Here is a 22238-nt window from a genome sequence, read left to right on the forward strand (position 1 = left end):
GCGCCCCTATTACTGGATGGATTAACCACCAAGATAAGCTTTGCGGACGTTGTCGTCGTGCAGCAGCTCTTGGCCGGTGCCGGTCATGGTGATCTTGCCGGTCTCGAGCACGTAGCCGCGTGTGGCGATGGAAAGCGCCATCTGCGCGTTCTGCTCGACCAGGAGCACCGTGGTGCCGGCCTTGTGCAAATCCTCGACAATCTGGAAGATCTGCTCGATCAGGATCGGCGCCAGACCCATGGAGGGTTCGTCGAGCATGAGCAGCTTGGGGTTACTCATAAGGGCACGACCCATAACGAGCATCTGCTGCTCGCCGCCCGAAAGGGTGCCGGCCACCTGGCGACGGCGTTCCTTCAGGCGCGGGAACTGCTCGTAAACACGTTCGAGGCCCGGGGCAACCGTGGACTTGGGCTGTGTATAGGCACCCATCTCCAGGTTCTCCTCGACCGTCATCTGCAAAAAGGCACGACGCCCCTCGGGTACCTGAGACAGGCCCTTGCCAACCAGCTTGTCGGCGGGCGTATGGATAATGTCCTCGCCCATAAACTTGATGGAGCCGGTCTTGGAGCGCAGCAGGCCCGAGACAGTCTTGAGCGTCGTGGACTTGCCGGCGCCGTTCGCGCCAATCAGGGCAACGATCTCGCCCTCGTTAACGTTAAAGGAGATGTCCTTAATGGCGTGGATGGCGCCGTACCAGACGTTGATGTTGTAGACGGAAAGCATCGGCTCTGCCATTTAGTTCTCCCCCTTATCCTGCTTGCCCAGATAAGCCTCAATAACGGCTTCGTTGTTCTGGATTTCCTCGGCCGTGCCCTTGGCGATGACCTTGCCAAAGTTAAGCACGCAGATACCCTCGCAAATATTCATGACAAGCGACATGTCGTGCTCGATGAGCATGATGGCAATGCCAAAGGTGTCGCGAATCTTGACGATGTTCGCCATGAGCTCCGCAGTCTCGGACGGGTTCATGCCGGCGGCAGGCTCGTCGAGCAGTAGTAGCTTGGGATTGGTGGCAAGCGCGCGGACGATCTCCAAACGACGCTGAGCGCCGTAAGGCAGCGAGCCGGCCTGCTCGTTTGCCAGATGTTCCATATCAAAGATGGACAGAAGCTCCATGGCGCGCTCATGGGCGGCCTTCTCGTGCTTCCAATACGTCGGCAGGCGCAGCACGCCCTCAAAGCCGGAGTAGCGCTCCTGGTTGTGCAGGCCGACCTTTACGTTGTCCTCCACCGTCATGGTGTTGAACAGGCGGATGTTTTGGAAGGTACGAGCGATACCCATGCGGTTGACCTGGTAGACGGACTTGCCCGAGGTGTCCTCACCGTCGAGCAGGATGGTGCCGTGCGTGGGCTGGTACACCTTGGTGAGCAGGTTGAAGACCGTGGTCTTGCCGGCTCCGTTGGGGCCGATGAGACCGGCGATCTCGGTCTTACCGATGGTCAGGCTAAAGTCGTCGACCGCCTTAAGGCCGCCGAACTCAATGCCCAGGTGGATGCACTCGAGCGCCGGGCGCTCGCCCAGGTCGCGGTCGGGAACGATGGCGCCAGAAGGATACGGGACCATCTTGCCCTTGTTGAACTCAAACTTACTGGGCATCGGTTGCCACCTCCTTCTTGGAAGCAAAGCGGTCCTTAATGCGCGCGAAGAACGCCTTGAGCTGCGGGTTGTTAGTAAAGACCATGACCAGAATCAACACGATGGCGTAGATGAGCATGCGGTAGTCCGAGAACTGACGGAGCAGCTCGGGGAGCACCGTGAGCAGCGCCGCCGCAATGACGGAACCGCGCATGTTGCCCAGACCGCCCAGGACCACGAACACCAGAATGAGAATCGACGTGTTGAAGTCGAACTTAGTGGCGGAGAGCTGCGAGAAGTTACCGCCGAAGAGGGCTCCGGCAGCACCGGCGAGAGCGGCGGAAACCACGAAGGCGATCATGCGGTACTGGGTGACGGAGATACCCACGGACTCGGCAGCGATCTTGTTATCGCGCACGGCCATGATGGCACGACCGGTGCGGCTGCGGACCAAGTTGAGCACAATCACGAGCGCAACCATAACCAGGATGGCGCCAGCAAGGAACGTCGAGTAGGTCGAAACACCAGATGCGCCCTGGGCACCCTTGATGATAGCGGTGCCGTCTTCGAGCAGGTGCAGGTCGTCGATCGTGGAATTGCCCGTGATGTTAAAGATCACGTGCAGGCCGCGGGAATCGACGCCCACAATGAGGCAGGTAACGATCTCTTTGATAATCTCGCCAAAGGCCAAGGTTACGATGGCCAGGTAGTCACCGCTCAGGCGAAGAACCGGAATACCGATCAGGAAGCCCAGAATGGCAGCGGCGATAGCGCCGACCACAATGCTGATGATCAGACGCACCGGGTCGGACGGAATGGCGCTCTCCAGCGCGACGGCGGTGACGATTCCCGTATAGGCGCCGACGCTCATAAAACCCGCGTGGCCCAGCGACAAGTCGCCCGCGATGCCGACGACGAGGTTGAGCGAGATGGCCATGACGATATAGGCCGTGATGGGAACCAGCTGACCGACAATCATGCGCGGAATCATGTGGTTAGACTGCATAAAGAACACGATGGCGAACGCCACAACGCACATGGCGTACGTGACAAAGTCGTGACGCGTCTGCTTGTCTGTAAGAAACTTCATAACGCTCACCTACACCTTCTCGGGTACGTACTTGCCCAAGAGGCCGGCAGGCTTGACGAGCAGGACGATGATCAAAACGCCAAAGACGATGGAGTTGGCAAGGCTCGTGGAAATGTAAGCCTGCGCCATCGCCTCGATGATGCCGATGAGAATGCCGCCGACAAAGGCACCGGGGATGGAGCCGATGCCGCCGAAAACGGCAGCGTCGAAGGCCTTGATGCCAGGCATGGCGCCCGTGGTGGGCTGCAGAACCGGCGAGTAGGAGCACAGGAGCACACCGGCGATGGCGGCAAGGGCGGAGCCGATGGCGAACGTCATCGAGATGGTGCGGTTGACGTTGATGCCCATGAGCTGAGCGGCGGCCTTGTCCTCGGACACGGCGCGCATGGCCTTGCCCATCTTGGTCTTACCTGTAAAGATCATCAGACCGGCCATGATAACCAGGCAGGCGACGATGGTGACGAGCGAGACGGCACTTACGTTGAACTTGGCCAAGAACTCCGGCACCGGGAAGGTGACGAGCGAAGTGAAGTTCTTGGGCGTGGCGCCCCACAGAAGCTGCGCGGCATTCTGCAGGAAGTAGGACACACCGATGGCCGTGATCAGAACGGCCAGCGGGCCTGCTTGGCGCAGCGGCCTATAGGCCAGACCCTCAATGAGAACACCGAGAACCGTGCAGACCACACAAGAGAGAACTACAGATGCCCAGCCCGGGAGGCCGAGATACGACGTGGCGCAGAACGAGACATAGGCACCGACCATGATGACATCGCCGTGAGCGAAGTTGAGCATCTTGGCGATACCGTAGACCATGGTGTAGCCCAACGCGATGATGGCGTAGACGCTGCCCATGGACAGGCCGTTGACCAGGTATTGGATAAAGACCGTCATGTTCCACATCCCCCTTTCGAATAGGTTTCCAGTTGATGTATGAAACAGGGACGTTACGTTGTCCCCAGATACCAAGCAAGCAGGGAAGGCGAAAAACCTCCCCTGCTTGGGATCAAAACCGCTCTATGTAAGGCGGCCTATTAGGCCAGTACGTACTTGCCGTCGGTGATGACATACGCCGTAGGATCCTTCTGGACCTGGCCCTTGTCGTTCCAGGAGAGCTTGCCGGTCAGACCGTCAACGGTAATCTTGAGCATAGCCTTGGGCAGCTTCTCGGCAACCTCGGTCGGGTCGGCGTCGACACCAAGACCGGCCTCCTTGAGGGCCTCGGCCACCGCGTGCACGCCGTCGTAGGCATCGGCGGCAAACTGGTCGGGGGTATCGCCGTACTTATCCTTGTAAGCGTTGACGAAGTCGGCATTCTTCTCGTCGTCGGCGGAGAACGGGGTCATGAGCAGCAGACCCTCGGCAAGAGAGGTGTCGAAGCCCTCGACGCCCAGGATGCCGTCCATGCCGTCGCATCCCATCATCTTGACGTCGTAGCCCATGTCCTTGGCGTTCTTGAGCAGGACGGACGCCGGCGTGTAGTAGATCGGCGCAAAGATCATGGTGGCGCCGGCCTGCTTGGCCTTGGTCAGCTGGTTGGTAAAGCTCGTAGCGGAGTCGTCCTTAAAGGTCTCCTCGTCAACAATCTCGAGCTTAGACTCAGCGGCCTGAGCCTTAAAGGAATCTGCAATGCCCGAAGAATAAGCGTCGCCGGAGTTATAGAACAGCACGAACTTCTCGTCCGCATACTTCTCTGCCAGGAACTTGGCAGCGTTGACGCCCTGGTTGGGGTCGGTAAAGCAAACCTGGAAGACGCAATCCTTTCCGTCGGTGACGTCCTCGGAGGACGCGGACGGGGTGATCATGAATGTCTTGGGGTCGTTACTGCACTCTGCGGCAACGGCAACCGACGCACCCGTGGTGGTCGGGCCGACGAGGGCCTGCATGCCCCAGTCGAGCAGGTTATTAAAGGCGTTGACGGCCTTCTCGCCGTCGGCCTGGTCGTCCTCGGCCTTGCTGGCAAGCGGCAGCTCCTTGGTGGAGAAGTCCTTGCAGCCAAGCTCGACGCCCTGGGTAACGGACTTGCCGTAAGACGCGGCGGCACCGGTCAGCGGGCCAATGGTGCCGATCTTAAACGAAGCGTCGCTCGAAGCGGAACCGCTGTCGCCGCCGTTGGAGGAGCAGCCAGCTAGAATGGACATCGCCCCCAGACCTGCTGCGCTCGCGATAACGCTCCTGCGATTCATAACAGGGTTCAATGACTTACCGGTGAGGCTCGACATGCGGCTCTCCTCTCAAATCTCGTCGGGTTTCGGTTACCCGACAGGCCATCCTCCGCCGTCTTCGGCGTTCGCAAAATAGTAGACGCTTTAGTTGAGAAAAGTGGCGATTATTTCAACTTTTCTTTTGCCTTGTCCATTTATCCATAATTATGCGTATTTCTGTCGGTTTATACAGTTTAGCGACTTTATTGTGTGAAAGTAATGTTTCCGTTCTGTTACAAGCTTTCCTGCCCTGAATAACATGGCCCCACCGGTCTCGTTATATGCACTTAGGCGGCGATGTACTTGCCGTCCTGAATCACATAGGCCGTAGCGGGCTTCTCGACTTGGCCCTCGTCGTTCCACGTGAGCTCGCCTGTCAGGCCCTCAATCTTGATCTTGCGCATAGCCTTGGCAAGGTCGCCGGCAATGTCGGCGCCGTCGACCGTAATGTCGATGTCCGCCTCATCGATTGCCTCGACAATCGCGTGGATGCAGTCATAAGCATCGGCGGCAAACTGGTTGGGCGTCTCGTTGTAGGCGTCCTTATATGCCTTGACGAAGTCGGCGTTCTTCTCATCGTCGGCAGAGAACGGGGTCATGAGCAGCACGCCCTCGGCAAGAGAGGTGTCGAAGCCCTCAACGGAGAGCAGGCCGTCCATGCCGTCGGTGCCCATGAGGGTCATTTCGTAGCCCATGTCCTTGGCGTTCTTGAGCAGGACGGACGCCGGCGTGTAATAGATCGGGGCAAAGATAAGCGTGGCGCCGGCCTCCTTGGCCTTGGTGAGCTGGTTGGTAAAGCTCGTGGAAGAGTCGTCCTTAAAGGTCTCGGTATCGACGATATCGAGCTTGGACGCCTTGGCCTGCTCGGCAAAAGCGTCGGCAACGCCCGAGCTATACGTATCGCCGGAGTTGTAGAACAGGGCGATCTTGGCGTCTGCATACTTCTCGGCCAGGAACTTCGCGGCGCTGGCGCCCATGGTGGGATCGGTGAAGCAAACCTGAAAGACCGTGGTCTTATCCTTGGTGACGTCGAGCGACGAGGCCGAAGGCGTGACCATGAGCATATCGTCGGCGATCTCGCCCGAGACGGCGACGGCGGCACCAGTCGTGACGGGGCCGACGAGCGCCTGCATGCCCCAGTCGCACAAGGTATTGAAGGCGTTGATGGCCTTCTCGCCGTCGGCGACGTCATCCTCGGACTTAAGCGAGAGTTTGAGATCCTTGGTCGAGAAATCCTTGGCGGCGAGCTTGGCACCTTTCTCGGCCGAAACGCCATAGGTTGCCGCGGCGCCGGTCAGAGGGCCGATGACACCGATCTTGAAGGTCTTACCGTCATCGGCGGAGCCGCCGTCCGAGCCACCCGACGAGCAACCAGCGAGCGCGGCAGCGCTGCCGAGCGCCGCGGCGCCGGCGAGAAAGTTCCTACGGCTGAGCGTGCTGTTGATGTTGAACATGGTGTCCCCCTTTTTCGCTGGCCGCGGTGCGGCCGTCTTGCGGTACGGGGCAAACCTTATGGCGCAAACGTTGACAGTTTGTTACGGAGTTCCGTTTGTAGCGAGCATGTTTCCAATGTTTCCGCAGCGTTTCGGGGGTGCCGTTTTGTGCGACTCCTGTTGCCTGGCGAGCACGCGCTCTCGGTTCACGCTAGAATGCACTCAACATTACTTGATCAATCAATCTATAAGATGCACGAAGGAGCTATCTATGAGCGAACCCCTGCGCACCGTGAACGTCGGTCTGATCGGTCTGGGAACCGTCGGCGGCGGCGTGGCCCGTCTGATCAAGAGCCACCACGATGAGTACCTGGCCGCCTACGGCATCGACCTTAAGCTGACCCGCGCCTGCGCGCTTGCCTGGGAGCAGGCCGAGGCAGCCGGTATTGAGCGCGAGGCCTTTACGAGTGACTGGCATGACGTCGTTACCGACCCAGCCGTCGATATCGTCGTCGAGCTGATCGGCGGCGAGCATCCCGCGACCGAGATCTTCACCACCGCCTTTGAGCACGGCAAGCACGTCGTCTCTGCCAACAAGGCCCTGCTGGGCCGTCACGTCGAGACGCTTGCCGAGAAGGCGCGCGCGTGCGGCGTGCAGATTAAGTGCGAGGCCAGCTGCGGCGGCGGCATCCCCATCGTGAGCACGCTCGAGCACGACCTGGTGGGCAACAAGATCCTGACCATCGCCGGCATCCTCAACGGCACCACCAACTACATCCTGTCGCGCATGGACGCCGAGGGCGCCGATTACGCCGACGTGCTCGCCGACGCGCAGGCCAAGGGCTACGCCGAGGCCGACCCGTCCGCCGACGTCGACGGCTTCGACGCCGCCAGCAAGACGGCCATCCTCGCCTCCATCGGCTTTGGCACCCGCGTTACCACCGATGATGTGTACCAGCAGGGTATCCGCACCATCGGCGCCGAGGACATCGCCCAGGCCCGCGAGCTCGGCTACACCATTAAGCTGCTCGGCATCGCCCGCAACACCGAGGCCGGCGTCGACGTCCGCGTGCATCCCACGCTGATCCCCGCCGACCACATGCTCGCCAAGGTCAACGGCGCCATGAACGCCGTCTACGTGGTAGGCGACGCCGTGGGCGAGACCATGTTCTACGGTGCCGGCGCAGGCTCCTTCCCCACCGCGAGCGCCGTCGTGGGCGATATCCTGTCGCTCTCCGAGCAGATCAGCCGCGGCGTGGCTCCGCTGCCCGAGATTGAGCCCTATGGCCACAACCTCGCCTTTAAGCCCATGGACGAGCTCCAGACCAAGTACTATGTGCGCCTGAAGGTCGCCGACCGCGTGGGTGCCCTGTCCGAGACGGTCGATATCTTTGCCAAGCACAACATCTCGATCTCGCTCATCAACCAGGTCGAGGACGGCAAGTCGGGCGTCAGCGATGCCTGCTCGGTCATCTTCCTGACGCACCGCGCGCTCGAGAAGGACGTCCAGGCTGCCGCGGCCGAGCTTGCCAGCGTCGACTGCGTGGCCGAGGTCGCCAACGTCCTGCGCATCGAGAACGTCGAGGCCTGGACCGAAGGCGTCATGGCCAACTAACCCAACGCTCGCCTAGCAATGCGCGCTTTGAGGGCTCCCGTCCGATGTGGGACGGGAGCCCTTTTGCCTCCTGCCCTAAGCACAACGGCAGAGCACATTTGCGCGAGCCGCCCATCGGTAACGCGCGCTACCGTTCACCGATATGCAAACGCGGTCGATTCCGGCTACCGCTACGCTGTGCTGAGAATGTCCGCCCGCGATGAGAGGAAGCACTATGTTGCTCGAGGGCAAGAAAGCAATCGTCACCGGAGGCACGCGCGGTATCGGCTATGCCATCGCCTGCCGTTTTATCGAAGAGGGTGCCGCCGTCACCGTCTTTGGCTCGCGCCAGGAGACTGCCGACGCGGCCGTTGAGAAGCTGGCGGCCGCCTATCCCGACGCCAAGGTCTGGAGCCGCTCCTGCGACCTCACCTCACTCGAGGCCGTGACCGAGGCTTTTACCCAGGCTGCAACCGACATGGGCGGCTTGGACACGGTCGTCAACAACGCCGGCATCTCCCAGCGCTCGCCGCTTTTGGACTACACGGCCGAGGAGTTCGCCAAAGTCATGGACCTCAACGTCGTCGCCGTCTTTAACGGTCACCAGGCGGCCGCCAAGATTATGACCGAGGCCGGCCACGGCGGCACCATCACCACCACGAGCTCGATGGTCGCCAAGTACGGTCAGCCCTCCGGCGTCGGTTACCCCACGTCCAAGTTTGCCGTCAACGGCATGGTCCAGTCGCTCTCGCGCGAGCTCGCCCCCATGGGCATTCGCGTCAATGCCGTCGCACCCGGCGTAACCAAGACCGATATGGTCGCCAACCTGCCCGAAGAGGTCATCAAGCCCATCATCGCCACCATTCCGCTGGGTCGCATGGGCGAGCCCGAGGATGTCGCCAACGCCTTTGTTTTCCTGGCGAGCGACATGTCCTCCTACGTCACGGGCGCCGTGCTCCCCGTCGACGGAGCCGCCCGCTCCTAAAGGTCGCAAGCCACGACTTCGAACCTCAACGAGGCCCAACGCAAAAGGCGCGCTGCCTGCATCAACCGCAGGCAGCGCGCCTTCTTCTGTTTGTAAGGGAAACTGCGTCCCGGTATTTCAGCTCAGAACGGGACACAGCTTCCTTCAGGGCCATGTTTCGGAAAATGCGCCCCGTTTTGAACGCCAATTCTGGGACGCGCTTTCCTCAAGGCCTTTGATTCGGAAAGCGCATCCCATTTTGAACCTTCAGACTGGGACGCGCTTTCCGGCAGGAGTCCAAAGCGGAAACCGCATCCCACTCCGGACGTCCATTCTGGGATGTGACTTCCCGATGGGGGCCGATGCGGAAACTGCGTCCCGTTTCGGGTCTTTAAAGCGGGACGCGGCTTCCCCTAGGGAAGCATCTCGTTATTTGCCGTCGTCGTCCTGGGCTTCATCGCGCGCGTAGAGCTCCAGCATGCGGCGGCGGTATTCGCGCACGGCGAGCTTGGCGCGCTCCAGGCGGCGGCGCTCACGCGGAGTCAGCTTGGACGGGTCGATCTCGTCGCCATAGGTCTTCTCAGCCAGCAAATGAGCGGCGTCCACGATGCGGGCATCGATGTGGCCGCTTGCCGCCTCGATCGAGAGGCGGTCAGCAATGGAATCAAGGGTAGGTATGCCGTCGAGCGAACGCCCATGGCCATGCGAGGTCAAAAGCTCATGCTCGCGCGCGAGCAGGCTCGCTAGGTCGTGGTGAGCGCGCAGGATATCGAGTGCGTCGGCAGGGTGCTCGGCGACCTCTGCCACGGCAGTGGCCGGCGCGGCATCGACCACGCGATAGAAGAGCTGCGCGAGCAGCGGCATCAAGAACACCGTGATGGCACCGGCGGCTACCATAACCGAGGCGACGTCTTGCGACAGCGCGCCTGCGTTGACGGCCACACTCGTCACGGCAACGATGATCGGCAGGGCCGTGGTGCAGTACAGGGCCACGGTAATGCGGCCATACGCCGAAACGTCACGTGTCGCGGGACAAATGCTCATAGAGACAAGGATCGGCACGGCGCGAATGATCAGCAACGCCGCGATAAAGCCCACGAGCAGACCCGGGCGCGACGCCACGGCCGTCAGGTCAATCTTTGCGCCTGACACGGTAAAGAACACCGGAATCAAAAAGCCATAGGCCAGGCCATCGAGCTTGGTCTCGAGCGTATGGTTGCCCTCGGGGATGATATAGCGCAGGACAAAGCCAGCGGCAAAAGAGCCCAACACGATGTCGAGGTCAAAGATGGCGGAAAATGCCACGAGTGTGACCAGGATGAGCACCGTCAGGCGCACGAACGTCTGCGACGTCGTGTCGGCCCGTTCCTCGACAAACGCAAAGAAGCGGCTGCCGACGCGCTTGGAGCGGCTCGGAACCACGGCCAACAGCACACAGACCAGTGCAAACAAGCCAAGGATCACGAGCGTCTGGATACCAGTACGAGCGGAGAGCAGCACCGACATGGCAAGCACGGGACCGAGCTCTCCCCACGTGCCATAGGCAAGGATGGAGTCGCCCACGCGCGTGCCGGTCAGCGAACGCTCACGCATGATGGGCACGAGCGTGCCGAGCGCCGTCGAAGTGAGCGCCAGCGTCACGGCGATACCGTCGAAATGGCTGACCGAGAACCACGGGGTAAAGCGCACGGCAAGCCAGGCGATGCCAAACGTGACGACCCACGTCGCCATACCGTAGCGTCCCTCGACGCCCGTGATGTTCTTGGGGTCGATCTCAAAGCCGGCAAGCAGGAACAAAAAGGCCAGACCGAGCTCGGACACAAGCGAGACCTCGGCATCTACATGGATGACGCCGAGCATATGAGGTCCCAGCACCGCGCCGAACACGAGCAAAAAGACCGTCTCGGGAACGGGCTTTCCGGGAATCGCCGATGCGATAAAGGGGCTTGCGAAAGCCACAAGCGCGATGATGGCGAGCGAAACGAATGCCATGTGATGCCTTTCTCTTGTTTGCGCTTCACTGTAGCACCCTCGCCGTCCTCAATACGCCATGAGCTGTCGTATCATAGTGACGTTTACAAACATGTGGCTCAAGGCGACCGCGAGGCTTGTCCCGCAAACCGACCGCTGCCGCATACCGCACCGTACGCCCAACCGATCAGGAAGGCAGGAACCAATGGTCTCTCGTATTTACGTGGAGAAGAAACCCGGGTTCGACGTCGAGGCTCAGCAGCTCAAGGGCGAGCTGACCGAAATTCTCGGCATCAAGGGCATCGAGGCCCTGAGGATCATCAACCGCTACGACGTCGAGGGCATCGACGAGGAGCTTTTCCGCTCCTGCGTGCCGACCGTCTTTAGCGAGCCCCAGGTCGATGTGACCTACGACGAACTCCCCGCAAGCGATGGCGCCGTCTTTGCCGTCGAATTCCTGCCTGGCCAGTTTGACCAGCGCGCCGACTCCGCCAGCGAGTGCGTGCAGCTCATCAGCCAGGGCGAGCGCCCCGCCGTGCGCTCCGCCAAGGTCTATATGATCTCGGGCGCTCTGGACGAAGCCGCCATCGAGGCCATCAAGCACTACGTGGTGAATCCCGTCGAGGCCCGCATCGCCTCGCTCGACCTACCCGAGACGCTGTACATGGAGACCCCCGAGCCCCAGCCCGTCGAGGTGCTCGACGGCTTCCGCGAACTCGACGAGGCCGGCCTTGCCGCCTTTATCTCCGAGCGCGGCCTTGCCATGGACGAGGCGGACATCGCCTTCTGCCAGCAGTACTTCCGCGATGAGGACCGCGACCCCACCATCACCGAGATCCGCGTGATCGACACCTATTGGTCCGACCACTGCCGCCACACCACCTTCGGTACCGTCCTGGACGACGTGACAATCGATGACGCCGTGGTACAGCAGGCCTTCGACCGCTATATGGAGATGCGCCACGAGCTCGGTCGCGACGCCAAGCCCGTCTGCCTCATGGACATGGGCACCATCGGTGCCAAGTACCTTAAGAAGACCGGCGTCATGACCGATGTCGACGAGTCCGAGGAGATCAACGCCTGCACCGTCAAGGTGAAGGTCGATGTCGACGGCGAGGACCAGGACTGGCTGTTCCTGTTTAAGAACGAGACCCACAACCACCCGACCGAGATCGAGCCCTTCGGCGGTGCCGCCACCTGCGTGGGCGGCGCCATCCGCGACCCGCTCTCTGGCCGCAGCTATGTGTACCAGGCCATGCGCATCACCGGCGCCGGCGACCCCACCGTCCCGGTCTCCGAGACGCTCGAGGGCAAGCTGCCGCAGCGCAAGCTCGTGACTACCGCTGCCGCCGGCTACTCCAGCTACGGCAACCAGATCGGCCTTGCCACCGGTCAGGTCAACGAACTCTATCACCCCGGCTACGTGGCCAAGCGCATGGAGGTCGGCGCCGTCGTGGGCGCCACCCCGGCAAACCACGTGCGTCGCGAGTGCCCCGCCCCCACCGACAAGATCATCCTGCTGGGCGGCCGCACCGGCCGTGACGGCATCGGCGGCGCCACCGGCTCCTCCAAGACCCAGAACACCGATTCCATCGAGACCTCGGGCGCCGAGGTCCAGAAGGGCAACGCCCCGGTCGAGCGCAAGCTGCAGCGTCTGTTCCGCCGCGGCGACGCCTGCCGCCTGATCAAGCGCTGCAACGACTTTGGCGCCGGCGGCGTCTCGGTCGCCGTGGGCGAGCTTGCCGACGGCCTGTATGTCGACCTGGACACCGTGACCAAGAAGTACGATGGCCTGGACGGAACCGAGCTCGCTATCTCCGAGTCCCAGGAGCGCATGGCCTGCGCCGTCGCCGACGGTGACGTCGAGGAGTTCATGGGTTATGCCGCCGAGGAGAACCTGGAGGCGACCGTCATCGCCAAGGTTACCGCCGAGCCGCGCATGCGTATGGCCTGGAACGGCGTCGCCATCGTCGATCTGTCCCGCGAGTTCCTCAACTCCAACGGCGCACCCAAGCACCAGGTCGCCCACGTGTGTGCCCGCAGCGTGTGGCAACCCAGCTGGGCCGGCACCACGCTTGCCGAGCGCATGACCTCGCTTGTCACCGATCTCAACGTCGCCTCCAACAAGGGCCTTTCCGAGCGCTTCGACTCCACCATCGGTGCCGCTACCGTGCTCATGCCCTTTGGCGGCAAGACGCAGCTCACCCCGAGCTCTGCCATGGTCGCCAAGTTCCCCGTGGACGGCGAGACCACCACGGCGAGCGCTATGGCATGGGGCTTCAACCCCTACCTGATGGAGGCCGACCAGTTTGCAGGCGCCTACCTGTCCGTGGTCGAGTCCATCGCCAAGCTCGTTGCCGCCGGCTTTGAGCACAAGCGCGCCTACCTCTCCTTCCAGGAGTACTTTGAGCGCCTGCGCACCGAGCCCGAACGTTGGGGCAAGCCCATGGCAGCCGTCCTGGGCGCCCTTATGGCCCAGGTCGACCTGGGTGCCGGCGCCATCGGCGGCAAGGATTCCATGAGCGGCTCGTTTGAGGACGAGGCCGGCGAGCTCAACGTTCCGCCGACCCTGATCAGCTTCGCTGTCGCCGTGGGCCGTGCCGCCCGCGCCGTCTCCCCCGAGTTTAAGGGCCTCACGCACCGCGTCGTTCGCATCGCCCCCGCCACCTATGGCGAGGACTACCGCCCCGATGCCCAGCAGCTGCTCGCCGCGTTTGACGCCGTCGAGGCGCTCACCGCTACCGGCGACGCCCTGGCCGTCTCCACGCCCGGCTACGGCTGCGGTGCCGAGAGCCTCTTTAAGATGTGCGTCGGCAACCAGATCGGTATCGAGCTTGCCGAAGATGTGGACGCGGAGAGCCTCTTCACCCCGCTCTACGGCAGTTTTATCGTCGAGCTCGCCGAGGACGCCGAGCTGCCCGAGGTCGCCGACGGCGTTGTCGTCGAGCCCCTGGGTACCACCGTCGAGGGCTATGTCATCGACACCGGCTCCGAAGTCATCGAGCTCGCCGAGCTCCAGGAGGCCTGGGAGAGCGGTATCGAAGGCGTCTTCGCCTACCGCAGCGCCGGCGAGACCCCCGAGGTCGAGGCCATCGACTTCCGCGCCAAGGATATCCACGTGTACGGCGGCGCCAAGATCGCCCGCCCGCGCGTGATCATCCCTGTGTTCCCCGGCAACAACTGCGAGTACGATAGCGCCCGCGCCTTCCGCGCCGCCGGCGCCGAGGCCGACACCTTCGTGATCAACAACCTCACGCCCGAGGCCGTCGCCGAGAGCACCCACGAGCTCGCCCGCCGCATCCGTGCAAGCCAGATCGTCATGATTCCCGGCGGCTTCTCGGGCGGCGACGAGCCCGACGGCTCCGCCAAGTTCATCACGGCGTTCTTCCGCGCTCCCGAGGTCACCGAGGCAGTCCGCGACCTGCTCAAGGCCCGCGACGGCCTGATGCTGGGCATCTGCAACGGCTTCCAGGCCCTGATCAAGCTCGGCCTGGTGCCCTACGGCGACATCGTCGATGCCACGCCCGATGCGCCCACGCTGACGTTCAACACCATCGGTCGCCATCAGAGCCGTCTGGTGCGCACCCGCATCTCGTCCAACCTGTCCCCGTGGCTGTCGCAGTGCAGTCTGGACGACCCCTACACCGTCGCCATCAGCCACGGCGAGGGCCGCTTTGTCGCCAACGATGAAGTGCTCGCCCAGCTGATCGCCAACGGCCAGGTCGCCACGCAGTACGTGGGCGAGGATGGCAAGCCCAGCATGGATCTCTCCGTCAACCCCAACGGCTCCGCGCTCGCCATCGAGGGCATCACGAGCCCCGACGGCCGCGTCCTGGGCAAGATGGGCCATGCCGAGCGTCGCGGCGACAACCTGTACCGCAACGTGCCCGAGCATGTCCCCGGCGATAAGTTCATGCCGATCTTTGAGAGCGGCGTAGCCTACTTCGCTTAAATACGTTCCCATCGGGTACAATCCCCTCGGGTAACAACACCCGCCACCGGCACACCCGGTGGCGGGTTCTTTTTTACTTCGCGCATACAGGAAGGACATCATGGAAAGCCGCAAGCCGTATCTCGCCACCCTGCCCGGACTCATCCTGGGCTGCCTCGTCTGCTGCGCACTCTGGGGGTCGGCTTTCCCCTGCATCAAGATCGGCTATGAGCTCTTTGGCATCCCCGCGCACGATAGCGCCTCGCAGCTGCTCTTTGCGGGCTTGCGCTTCACGCTTGCCGGCGCCCTGGTTATCGTTGGGATGAGCGCGGCCCAGCGCTGCCCACTCGTTCCACAGGCTCGCGACATTAAGCCCATCTGCATCCTGTCGCTCTTCCAGACTATCGGGCAGTACTTCTTTTTCTACCTGGGACTCTCGCGCGCCAGCGCCATGTCGAGTTCCATCATCGAGGCCAGCGCCAACTTCCTCGCCATCCTCTTTGCCGCTCTGGCGTTTCGCACCGAAAAGCTCGATGCGACCAAGGTGCTCGGCTGCGTACTGGGCTTTGCCGGCGTCGCATTCGTCAACCTTTCGGGTGCGGACGGCACCTTTGGCTTTACACTCGACGGCGAGGGATTTATCTTGGCTTCCACTATTGCGGGCGCCCTGTCGACCTGCCTCATTGGCATCTTCTCGCGCGAGCATGACGGCGTCTTGCTCGCCGGCTGGCAGTTTTTGGTCGGCGGTTTGGTCCTTACCGCCATCGGGTTTTTGATGGGCGGCGTGCTATTCCCCACCGAAATCGCCCCCGCCATCGCGCTCATCATTTATATGGCGCTCATTTCCGCCGTCGCGTACTCGCTGTGGTCCCGCCTACTCGCCGTCAACCCCGTTAGCCGCGTTTCGGTCTTTGGCTTTATGAACCCGGTCTTTGGCGTGCTGTTGAGCGCGTTGTTGCTCGGAGAGGGCGCTGGCACGAGCCCCGTTACCGTAATTGTGGCCCTGCTCTTGGTCTGCAGTGGCATCATCATTGTCAACAAACCTAAAAAGGCCTAACAAACCACCCCGTTTGGAAAAGGTCAGATCTCACTTTAGCTTAATGGAGTACACTGTATCTCGTTGATTTCGTACCGAGTCGCGGCGGCAGACGCCGTCTTGCCGTAACGCGCCGGCGACATCGAGGGGATACAGATGCATAAGAAACTGGTTATGGGAAACCAGGCCTTTGCGTATGCCGCGCTTGCGGCGGGCGTTCGCGTGGTCGCCGGTTACCCGGGCACGCCGTCGACGGAACTTGTCGAGACAGTTGCCAAACTCAAGGCCCAAGGTAGTGCCGAGGGTGTCCACGTCGAGTGGTCGACCAACGAAAAAGCCGCGCTCGAGGTGCTGGCAGGTGCATCGTATGCAGGAGCGCGCTGCCTTTTTACCTGCAAACAAGTTGGACTAAACGTTGCCTCCGACCCGCTCATGAGCCTCAACTACGTGGGCATCAAGGGCGGTCTGGTGCTGTTTGTTGCCGATGATCCCGGCCCCATCTCCTCTCAAACCGAGCAGGATACGCGCCGCTTTGCCGCATTTGCGAAGATCCCCGTGCTCGATCCGCAAAATCTGGAGCAGGGTTACGCGATGATGCAAGAGGCATTTGAAATCTCGGAGCGCTACCATACGCCCGTTATCGTGCGCCCCACCACCCGCGTATGTCACGCCTCAACCTATTTGGAGGTACCCGAGCATACCGTCGCACATCCCGCTGGCACCTTTGAGAAGGATCCCAAATGGGTTATCTTCCCGCGCCGTTCGTTTGCCGCCCATGGCGAGGTTAACGAGCGCCTGCCGCAGATTGCAGACGCCTACTCCAGCGGCAAGGTCGCAGACGCGTTTAACCCCATCGAAAACCATGGCGATGCCACGCCGCGCCTGGGTATTATGGCCGGTGGCGTTTCGTATGCATACACGCGCGAGGCGCTGGCGATTATCGAGCGTCGCGCCGCGGCGGCAGACATCGCCGTGCCGCCCTATCGCTTGATGCAGGTCGGCCTTCCCTATCCCTTCCCCACTGCAGCTGCCGGGCGCTTTGCCGAAGGGTTGGGTCAAATTCTCGTCGTCGAAGAGCTCGACTTTGTCCTTGAGGACGAGATGCTGCGTCTAGCGGGCCGTACGCACGCGGCATATACCGTGCACGGCAAGCTCGACGGCACCATGCCCGGTCGTGGCGAGAACACCGTCGACGATCTGGTTGAGCGCCTGGCGGCGTTCCTTGGCATCCCCGCCCAGGCTGTTACCCCACGCGCCGACGCTTCGCTTCCCAAACCGCCCGCACTCCCCGTGCGCCCACCGGTACTTTGTCCCGGATGCCCGCACCGTGGCAGCTTTTACGCCGTCAAGCAGGCACTCAAAGCGATAGGCGCTACCGACGCCGTCCTTTCGGGCGATATCGGCTGCTACACGTTGGGCAACGCCGCCCCGCTCGATGCCGTCGACACCTGCCTGTGCATGGGGGCCGGCATCACTATGGCCCAGGGCCTAGGTATTGCCGAACCCCCGCGAAAGCAGATCGCTTTTGTGGGCGACTCCACGTTCTTTGCCAGTGCCATGACCGGCATCGCCAACGCCGTCTACAACGGCCACGACATCACTGTCATCGTGCTGGATAACGCCACCACCGCCATGACGGGCGGCCAGCCTCATCCAGGCACCGGCCTGCGTTTGGATGGTACCAAAACCCAGCCCATCAAAATCGAGGCCGTGCTGCGCGCCTTGGGCGTCACCTGCATCGAACATGCCAACCCGTTTGACCTAGCCCAGACAACCGAAGCCGCCCAACGCGCCATTACGCACGAAGGCCCCTCGGCGCTCATCTGTGAGGGCCTCTGCATTACGCTGAGCAAGCCCAAACCCGCGCTTTGCGTCGACGAGAGCCGCTGTACGGGCTGCAAACGCTGCATCACGCAGATCGGCTGCCCCGCTATCTCTTGGGACGCCGAGCAACGACGTGCACGCGTTAACCCGACCCTTTGCAACGGCTGCGGCCTGTGCACGCAGGTCTGCAAGTTTGGAGCCATCGGTCCAAACGCAGAGGCCGCAAAGGGAGGCGAGGCCTAATGCTCAACATCATGATTACCGGTGTGGGCGGCCAGGGCACCGTCCTTGCCGCCAAGTTGCTCGCGCAGGCAGCCGAAACCCGAAATTGGCGGGTGCGCACCGCCGAGACCATTGGCATGGCCCAGCGCGGCGGCTCCGTCGTATCGCATGTCCGACTGGCAAATCAGGACGAGCCCCGCATCGACGCGCCGCTTATCGCCCACGGCGAGGCCGACCTCATCATTGCATTTGAGCCCGCCGAGGCCGTGCGCTGCCTGGGCTATCTACGTCCCGGCGGCGCCTTGGTAAGTGCTACGAGTAGCGTGCAACCCGTAACGGCGGCGCTCTCGCGTGACGCCTATAGCTCCAAGCCCTTTCTAGAGCACCTGCGGCAGACTGTCCCCAATTGCCTGCTGGTCGACGACACCGCACTCATTAAGCAGATCGGCTCGCCTAAAGCGCTCAACGTCGCGCTGCTGGCAAGCGCCGTCGCCATAAGCGACCTGGGGTTCACCGTCGAGGAACTTCGCGCAGCCATGCACGCCAGCGTGCGCTCCCAATTTGTCGCACTCAATGACCGCGCCATTGATGTGGCCGTTGCCGCCATCTCCGCATTCGCCTCCCGTTAACGCAAGGACAAAACCATGAAGATGCAGCCCGCGCAGCTTGAGCTTATTACCAAGCAGTTCCAGACCCTTAAAGACCGCTCGCCGTTTTATGCCAAAAAGTTCGATGGAATTGACATCGCAAACATTTCCACACAAGAAGAATTTGAGCAGCTGCCCTTTTCCGAGAAGGCGGACCTTCGCGAGGCGTACCCGCTTGGCATCCAGGCCGTACCAGACGAAGAAGTCGTTCGCATCCACAGCTCATCCGGAACCACCGGCACGCCCGTGATCATCCCCTACACCAAACAGGACGTGGACGACTGGGCCGATATGTTCGCCCGCTGCTATCGCACGGCCGGCATCACCGCGCAGGACCGCATCCAGATTACCCCGGGCTACGGACTGTGGACGGCGGGTATCGGCTTTCAGCTGGGATGCGAACGCCTAGGCGCCATGGCCATTCCCATGGGTCCCGGCAACACCGAAAAGCAGCTCAAGATGATGCAGGACCTAGGATCGACCGTCATCACGGCAACCTCGAGCTATGCCCTGTTGCTGGCCGAGGAAATCACCAAACGCGGTCTGCGCGACAAGCTCCACCTAACCCGCGGCGTCATCGGCTCGGAGCGTTGGGGCGAAAAGATGCGCAAGCGCATCCAAAACGAGCTGGGCATCGAGATCTTTGACATCTACGGTCTCACCGAGATTTACGGTCCGGGCATCGGTATCTCGTGCCGCGAGCACGACGGCATGCATATCTGGTCCGATTACGTGTACTGCGAGATCGTCGACGCCAAGACCGGCAAGGTCCTTCCTGACGGCGAAGTGGGCGAGCTGGTTCTTACAACCCTGCGCAAGCAAGGCGCACCGCTTATCCGCTACCGCACGCACGACCTGACACGCATCATCCCCGGCACATGCGCCTGTGGCCTTGACCACCCGCGCATCGACACCCTGGTCGGGCGCACCGACGATATGATCAAGGTCAAGGGTTGCAATATGTTTCCCGCGCAGATCGAGGAAGTTCTTAAGTTCGTCGACGGAGCGAGCTCGGAGTACCAGGTAATGATTGAGGCCGTCAACGGTCGCGATGTACTCGAGCTACTGTTCGAAAGCGAGCTGACGGGCGCCGAGCGCGATGCATGCGAGCGCGAAGTGGCTGCCGTCTTTAAGGCCAAGATCGGCTGCACGCCCAAGGCGACCGCCGTACCGCTCGGTGAGCTACCCCGCTCCGAGAAAAAGACGAGGCGCATCTTCGACAGCCGATACTAGTCCCCGAAAGCGCAGAAGGGGCACACGACCATCGCAACGGTCGTGCGCCCCTTTTTTCTAGCGTATCTGGACGCCGGCTTTCTTCTTCTCGCGCTTTACGCGGTAGAGCTCCGCGTCGGCAGCACGGAGCAAGTCTTGCCAGGTATCGACGCCATCACCAACCCGTGCGTAGCCGATGGACATCCGCAACAGATACGGAACCTCGGCGCATGCGAGCTCGTCGTTGATTGCCGCGCACAGATGCAAGATATTCTGCTCCGCCATCGCCTTTTGAAGCACCACGAACTCATCGCCGCCATAACGCGCGATAAAGCTACCAGACGCCGAGCAGACTTCTTTGAGTGCAGCGGATATGACCTGAAGAGCATGGTCGCCCTCCACATGTCCATAGCGATCGTTAATCTGCTTAAAGCCGTCGGCGTCCATCATAAGCAGATACACGTCTTCGGCCTGATCCACATTTGAGAAGAGCGACAGTATATAGGTCTCAAAACGGTTGCGATTGTTGAGGCCAGTCAACGGGTCGGTCGAGATGAGCTGCTCCTGGAAGACAATGTAGAGCAACAATATGCTAATCATTATGCCGACACAAAGGCCGGGCACCGAGTATACGACCTGAAAGGTACCGCCCACCAGGGCCGGAATGGAGAAAAATGCCAAGGTTCGATAGATGGTCTTCGTCTGCAGGCTCTCGACCCTGCGAGATTGCACAAACGCATGTAGGGACGTATGTATAACGTAGCAGTAGCTGACAATGGGCTAGATCATATAAGCAGAGCCGCGACTATACACGCCCTGCGAATCGATATAGAACAGGGCGTGCGTCCAGTAACTGGTAAACGCCAGCACGACCACCAGAACCGTAGGCGACGCTACAAGCACCACCCTATAGCGCGAGGCCAAAAGGCGAGAACCCTGCACCGTCTCGGAATAATAAACCAAATGAGACACACGATGGCAAAGAGCGAAAACGAAACCGCGTTGGAAATCCAGTTGACAGCAATGCCCAACGTGCCGTCCACACCATCCAATAGCACCCAGATCATATCGAATAATATGTACGCGGCAGAGGTGTAGCCAAGCGTGCTAAACAATAGCTGCTGGGTGCTCGAGAACAAGGAGCGACGACTCCGCACGGCAAGCCAGATAAGAACAATCATGCTTAGCAGGAACATCTCAATCTTGAGCGCCTTAACCACCAGGCCCATCTCCCCGTCATCAAACCGACAGCGCTTCTCCGAGCCGCACGCATCACCATAACTCCCCCAATCCAGAGGGGAATAAGGGAATAATACAAGAGCGCCCGGGCGCTCTCACGGCGCGAGTTGCACGCCAGCATCATTGATGGGCGCCGATGGCTACTCGCCATCGATGTCGGCCGCGACGGCTTCCTCGATGGCCTCGACACCGGCGGGCGACAGGTCTTCCTTGCCCTGGTAGAACTTCTTATCGACCCAACCGGTCAGAATCGGAGCCATGATTGCCGTGATGATGACGGCGGTGGCGATCTGAGCGTATGCGGCGGGCGCAAGCTCGGCATAGCGTGGCGCGACCTCGGCAAGAGCAACCGGCGTGGTCATAGCCGTGCCGGCGATGGTGGAACAAGCCACGGCGGCTTTGCCGTTACCGCCGCACAGGCGCTCGAACGCAAAGGTGATGGGACCGACGACAAACAACGTGACAAGGCCCAGCAAGATGCCGGAAATGCCGCCGGTGATAAAGCTCGACAGGCTCATAGACGCACCGAGCTGAAATCCGATGACGGCGATCGCAGGATTGGTGCCGGGAACCAGCAGGTTCTTGATGAACGGGAAGAGGTTGCCCAAAACCATGCCAATCACGAGCGGCAGGATGGAACCGATGATGGTGCCAACGGGAATGTTGGCAAGACCAGAGACACCAAGAATGATCATGGTAACCGCAGGGCCCGCCGTGAAGAACAGGATGCCCACGGCGCCCTGCTCGGACTCGTCGCCAAACTCGCCCATGATGCCCGTGTAGAGCGCCATGTTGCAAAACGTAATGCCGCCGATGATGGAAACCGAGCTCAGGCCCAAAAAGTTGTCATTAAAGAAATACGCAACGCTCAAGCCCAGCACGGCTGCCACCACAAGCTTAGGAATCAGTACGACGATGCCGGTCTTGATGGCACCCGGCGTGGACTTAAAGCTGATGCCGGCGCCCACAAACAACAGGATCGCGGCGACGATGGTATTGGAACCGCCGCGGCAGGCGGCGGTAAAGAAGCCGCCGATCTCGAAGACCTGCGGGCAGAAGGTATTGAGCAAAAGGCCGACGATCATCGGGTAGATCATGATGTCACCCGGAATGCGCGGTACTTTGAATTTCTTCTGCTCGTTGGCGATCGCTTCCTGTGCCATGAAACCCCCATTTCCGCCGACGCAGGACAAAAGCCCACGTCATGCTTTGCTACAGTAAAGTTTGACCATGGTACCAGAAGAAGCAGATCGGCTCGGTGAGATATTCGATTCGTTGGGCCCGGACGGTAAAAGAACC

General features: G+C 61.3%; 17 protein-coding genes. 7 read left to right on the plus strand and 10 right to left on the minus strand.

From position 1 onward, the window contains the following. Positions 1 to 21 precede the first annotated feature (21 nt). From ACTQVX_RS02415 to ACTQVX_RS02440, 6 genes are all read right to left on the minus strand, one after another. Entirely contained in the window at positions 22 to 735 is a 714-nt protein-coding gene (locus tag ACTQVX_RS02415) for an ABC transporter ATP-binding protein (protein WP_229770701.1), read from the minus strand. Next, positions 736 to 1596, minus strand: coding sequence for an ABC transporter ATP-binding protein (locus tag ACTQVX_RS02420; protein WP_427719717.1), 861 nt, complete (start codon positions 1594 to 1596; stop codon positions 736 to 738). Next, the gene (locus tag ACTQVX_RS02425; RefSeq protein ID WP_441064165.1) at positions 1586 to 2665 is read right to left on the minus strand and encodes a branched-chain amino acid ABC transporter permease; all 1080 of its coding nucleotides are present in this window, start codon (positions 2663 to 2665) and stop codon (positions 1586 to 1588) included. Before ACTQVX_RS02425 ends, ACTQVX_RS02420 begins: the two co-directional genes overlap by 11 nt. A gap of 9 nt (positions 2666 to 2674) precedes the next feature. Next, positions 2675 to 3556 carry a branched-chain amino acid ABC transporter permease gene (locus ACTQVX_RS02430; RefSeq protein WP_154517188.1) on the minus strand — a complete coding sequence of 294 codons (882 nt, stop codon included), beginning with the start codon at positions 3554 to 3556 and terminating at the stop codon, positions 2675 to 2677. Between the two features lie 140 nt (positions 3557 to 3696). Further along, complete coding sequence (locus ACTQVX_RS02435) at positions 3697 to 4884, minus strand: ABC transporter substrate-binding protein (protein WP_427719715.1); 1188 nt, start codon at positions 4882 to 4884, stop codon at positions 3697 to 3699. 269 nt (positions 4885 to 5153) lie between these two features. Next, positions 5154 to 6320, minus strand: a complete 1167-nt coding sequence (locus ACTQVX_RS02440) for an ABC transporter substrate-binding protein (RefSeq protein ID WP_427719714.1) — start codon at positions 6318 to 6320, stop codon at positions 5154 to 5156. A gap of 250 nt (positions 6321 to 6570) precedes the next feature. Between ACTQVX_RS02440 and ACTQVX_RS02445 the strand changes: the two genes are divergently transcribed. Both ACTQVX_RS02445 and ACTQVX_RS02450 read left to right on the plus strand, forming a co-directional pair. Further along, positions 6571 to 7914 (plus strand): homoserine dehydrogenase, encoded by a 1344-nt coding sequence (locus ACTQVX_RS02445; protein ID WP_154517179.1) that lies wholly within the window; start codon positions 6571 to 6573, stop codon positions 7912 to 7914. A 214-nt stretch (positions 7915 to 8128) separates the two neighbouring features. Then, entirely contained in the window at positions 8129 to 8878 is a 750-nt protein-coding gene (locus ACTQVX_RS02450; protein ID WP_441540951.1) for an SDR family NAD(P)-dependent oxidoreductase, read from the plus strand. Positions 8879 to 9286: 408 nt separating this feature from the next. Here the strand turns inward: ACTQVX_RS02450 and ACTQVX_RS02455 are convergent, their stop codons facing one another. Continuing rightward, the gene (locus ACTQVX_RS02455) at positions 9287 to 10849 is read right to left on the minus strand and encodes a cation:proton antiporter domain-containing protein (protein WP_427719616.1); all 1563 of its coding nucleotides are present in this window, start codon (positions 10847 to 10849) and stop codon (positions 9287 to 9289) included. Positions 10850 to 11033: 184 nt separating this feature from the next. Here ACTQVX_RS02455 and ACTQVX_RS02460 point away from each other — a divergent pair, with 184 nt between their 5' ends. The 5 genes from ACTQVX_RS02460 (at position 11034) to ACTQVX_RS02480 (ending at position 19721) form a co-directional block, all read left to right on the plus strand. After that, positions 11034 to 14780, plus strand: coding sequence for a phosphoribosylformylglycinamidine synthase (locus ACTQVX_RS02460; protein WP_441560105.1), 3747 nt, complete (start codon positions 11034 to 11036; stop codon positions 14778 to 14780). 100 nt (positions 14781 to 14880) lie between these two features. Continuing rightward, positions 14881 to 15816 (plus strand): DMT family transporter, encoded by a 936-nt coding sequence (locus tag ACTQVX_RS02465; protein WP_441560106.1) that lies wholly within the window; start codon positions 14881 to 14883, stop codon positions 15814 to 15816. Positions 15817 to 15951: 135 nt separating this feature from the next. Further along, positions 15952 to 17862: an indolepyruvate ferredoxin oxidoreductase subunit alpha gene (gene iorA, locus ACTQVX_RS02470; protein ID WP_441560108.1), complete on the plus strand. Its 1911-nt coding sequence runs from the start codon at positions 15952 to 15954 to the stop codon at positions 17860 to 17862. Further along, the gene (locus ACTQVX_RS02475) at positions 17862 to 18470 is read left to right on the plus strand and encodes a 2-oxoacid:acceptor oxidoreductase family protein (protein ID WP_441560110.1); all 609 of its coding nucleotides are present in this window, start codon (positions 17862 to 17864) and stop codon (positions 18468 to 18470) included. Before iorA ends, ACTQVX_RS02475 begins: the two co-directional genes overlap by 1 nt. Positions 18471 to 18485: 15 nt before the next feature. Further along, positions 18486 to 19721, plus strand: a complete 1236-nt coding sequence (locus ACTQVX_RS02480; protein WP_427719611.1) for a phenylacetate--CoA ligase family protein — start codon at positions 18486 to 18488, stop codon at positions 19719 to 19721. Positions 19722 to 19778: 57 nt separating this feature from the next. Here ACTQVX_RS02480 and ACTQVX_RS02485 read toward each other — a convergent pair whose 3' ends face one another. The 3 genes from ACTQVX_RS02485 to ACTQVX_RS02495 all read right to left on the minus strand — a co-directional run bounded on the left by ACTQVX_RS02485 (position 19779) and on the right by ACTQVX_RS02495 (position 22102). After that, positions 19779 to 20432 (minus strand): GGDEF domain-containing protein, encoded by a 654-nt coding sequence (locus tag ACTQVX_RS02485; protein ID WP_441560112.1) that lies wholly within the window; start codon positions 20430 to 20432, stop codon positions 19779 to 19781. 161 nt (positions 20433 to 20593) lie between these two features. Beyond that, positions 20594 to 20920: a hypothetical protein gene (locus ACTQVX_RS02490; RefSeq protein ID WP_441560113.1), complete on the minus strand. Its 327-nt coding sequence runs from the start codon at positions 20918 to 20920 to the stop codon at positions 20594 to 20596. Between the two features lie 159 nt (positions 20921 to 21079). Further along, positions 21080 to 22102: a 2-keto-3-deoxygluconate permease gene (locus ACTQVX_RS02495; protein ID WP_427719609.1), complete on the minus strand. Its 1023-nt coding sequence runs from the start codon at positions 22100 to 22102 to the stop codon at positions 21080 to 21082. Between the last annotated feature and the right edge of the window lie 136 nt (positions 22103 to 22238).

Source organism: Collinsella sp. LCP19S3_A6, from assembly GCF_052122015.1.
In the GTDB taxonomy this organism is placed as follows: Bacteria; Actinomycetota; Coriobacteriia; order Coriobacteriales; family Coriobacteriaceae; genus Collinsella.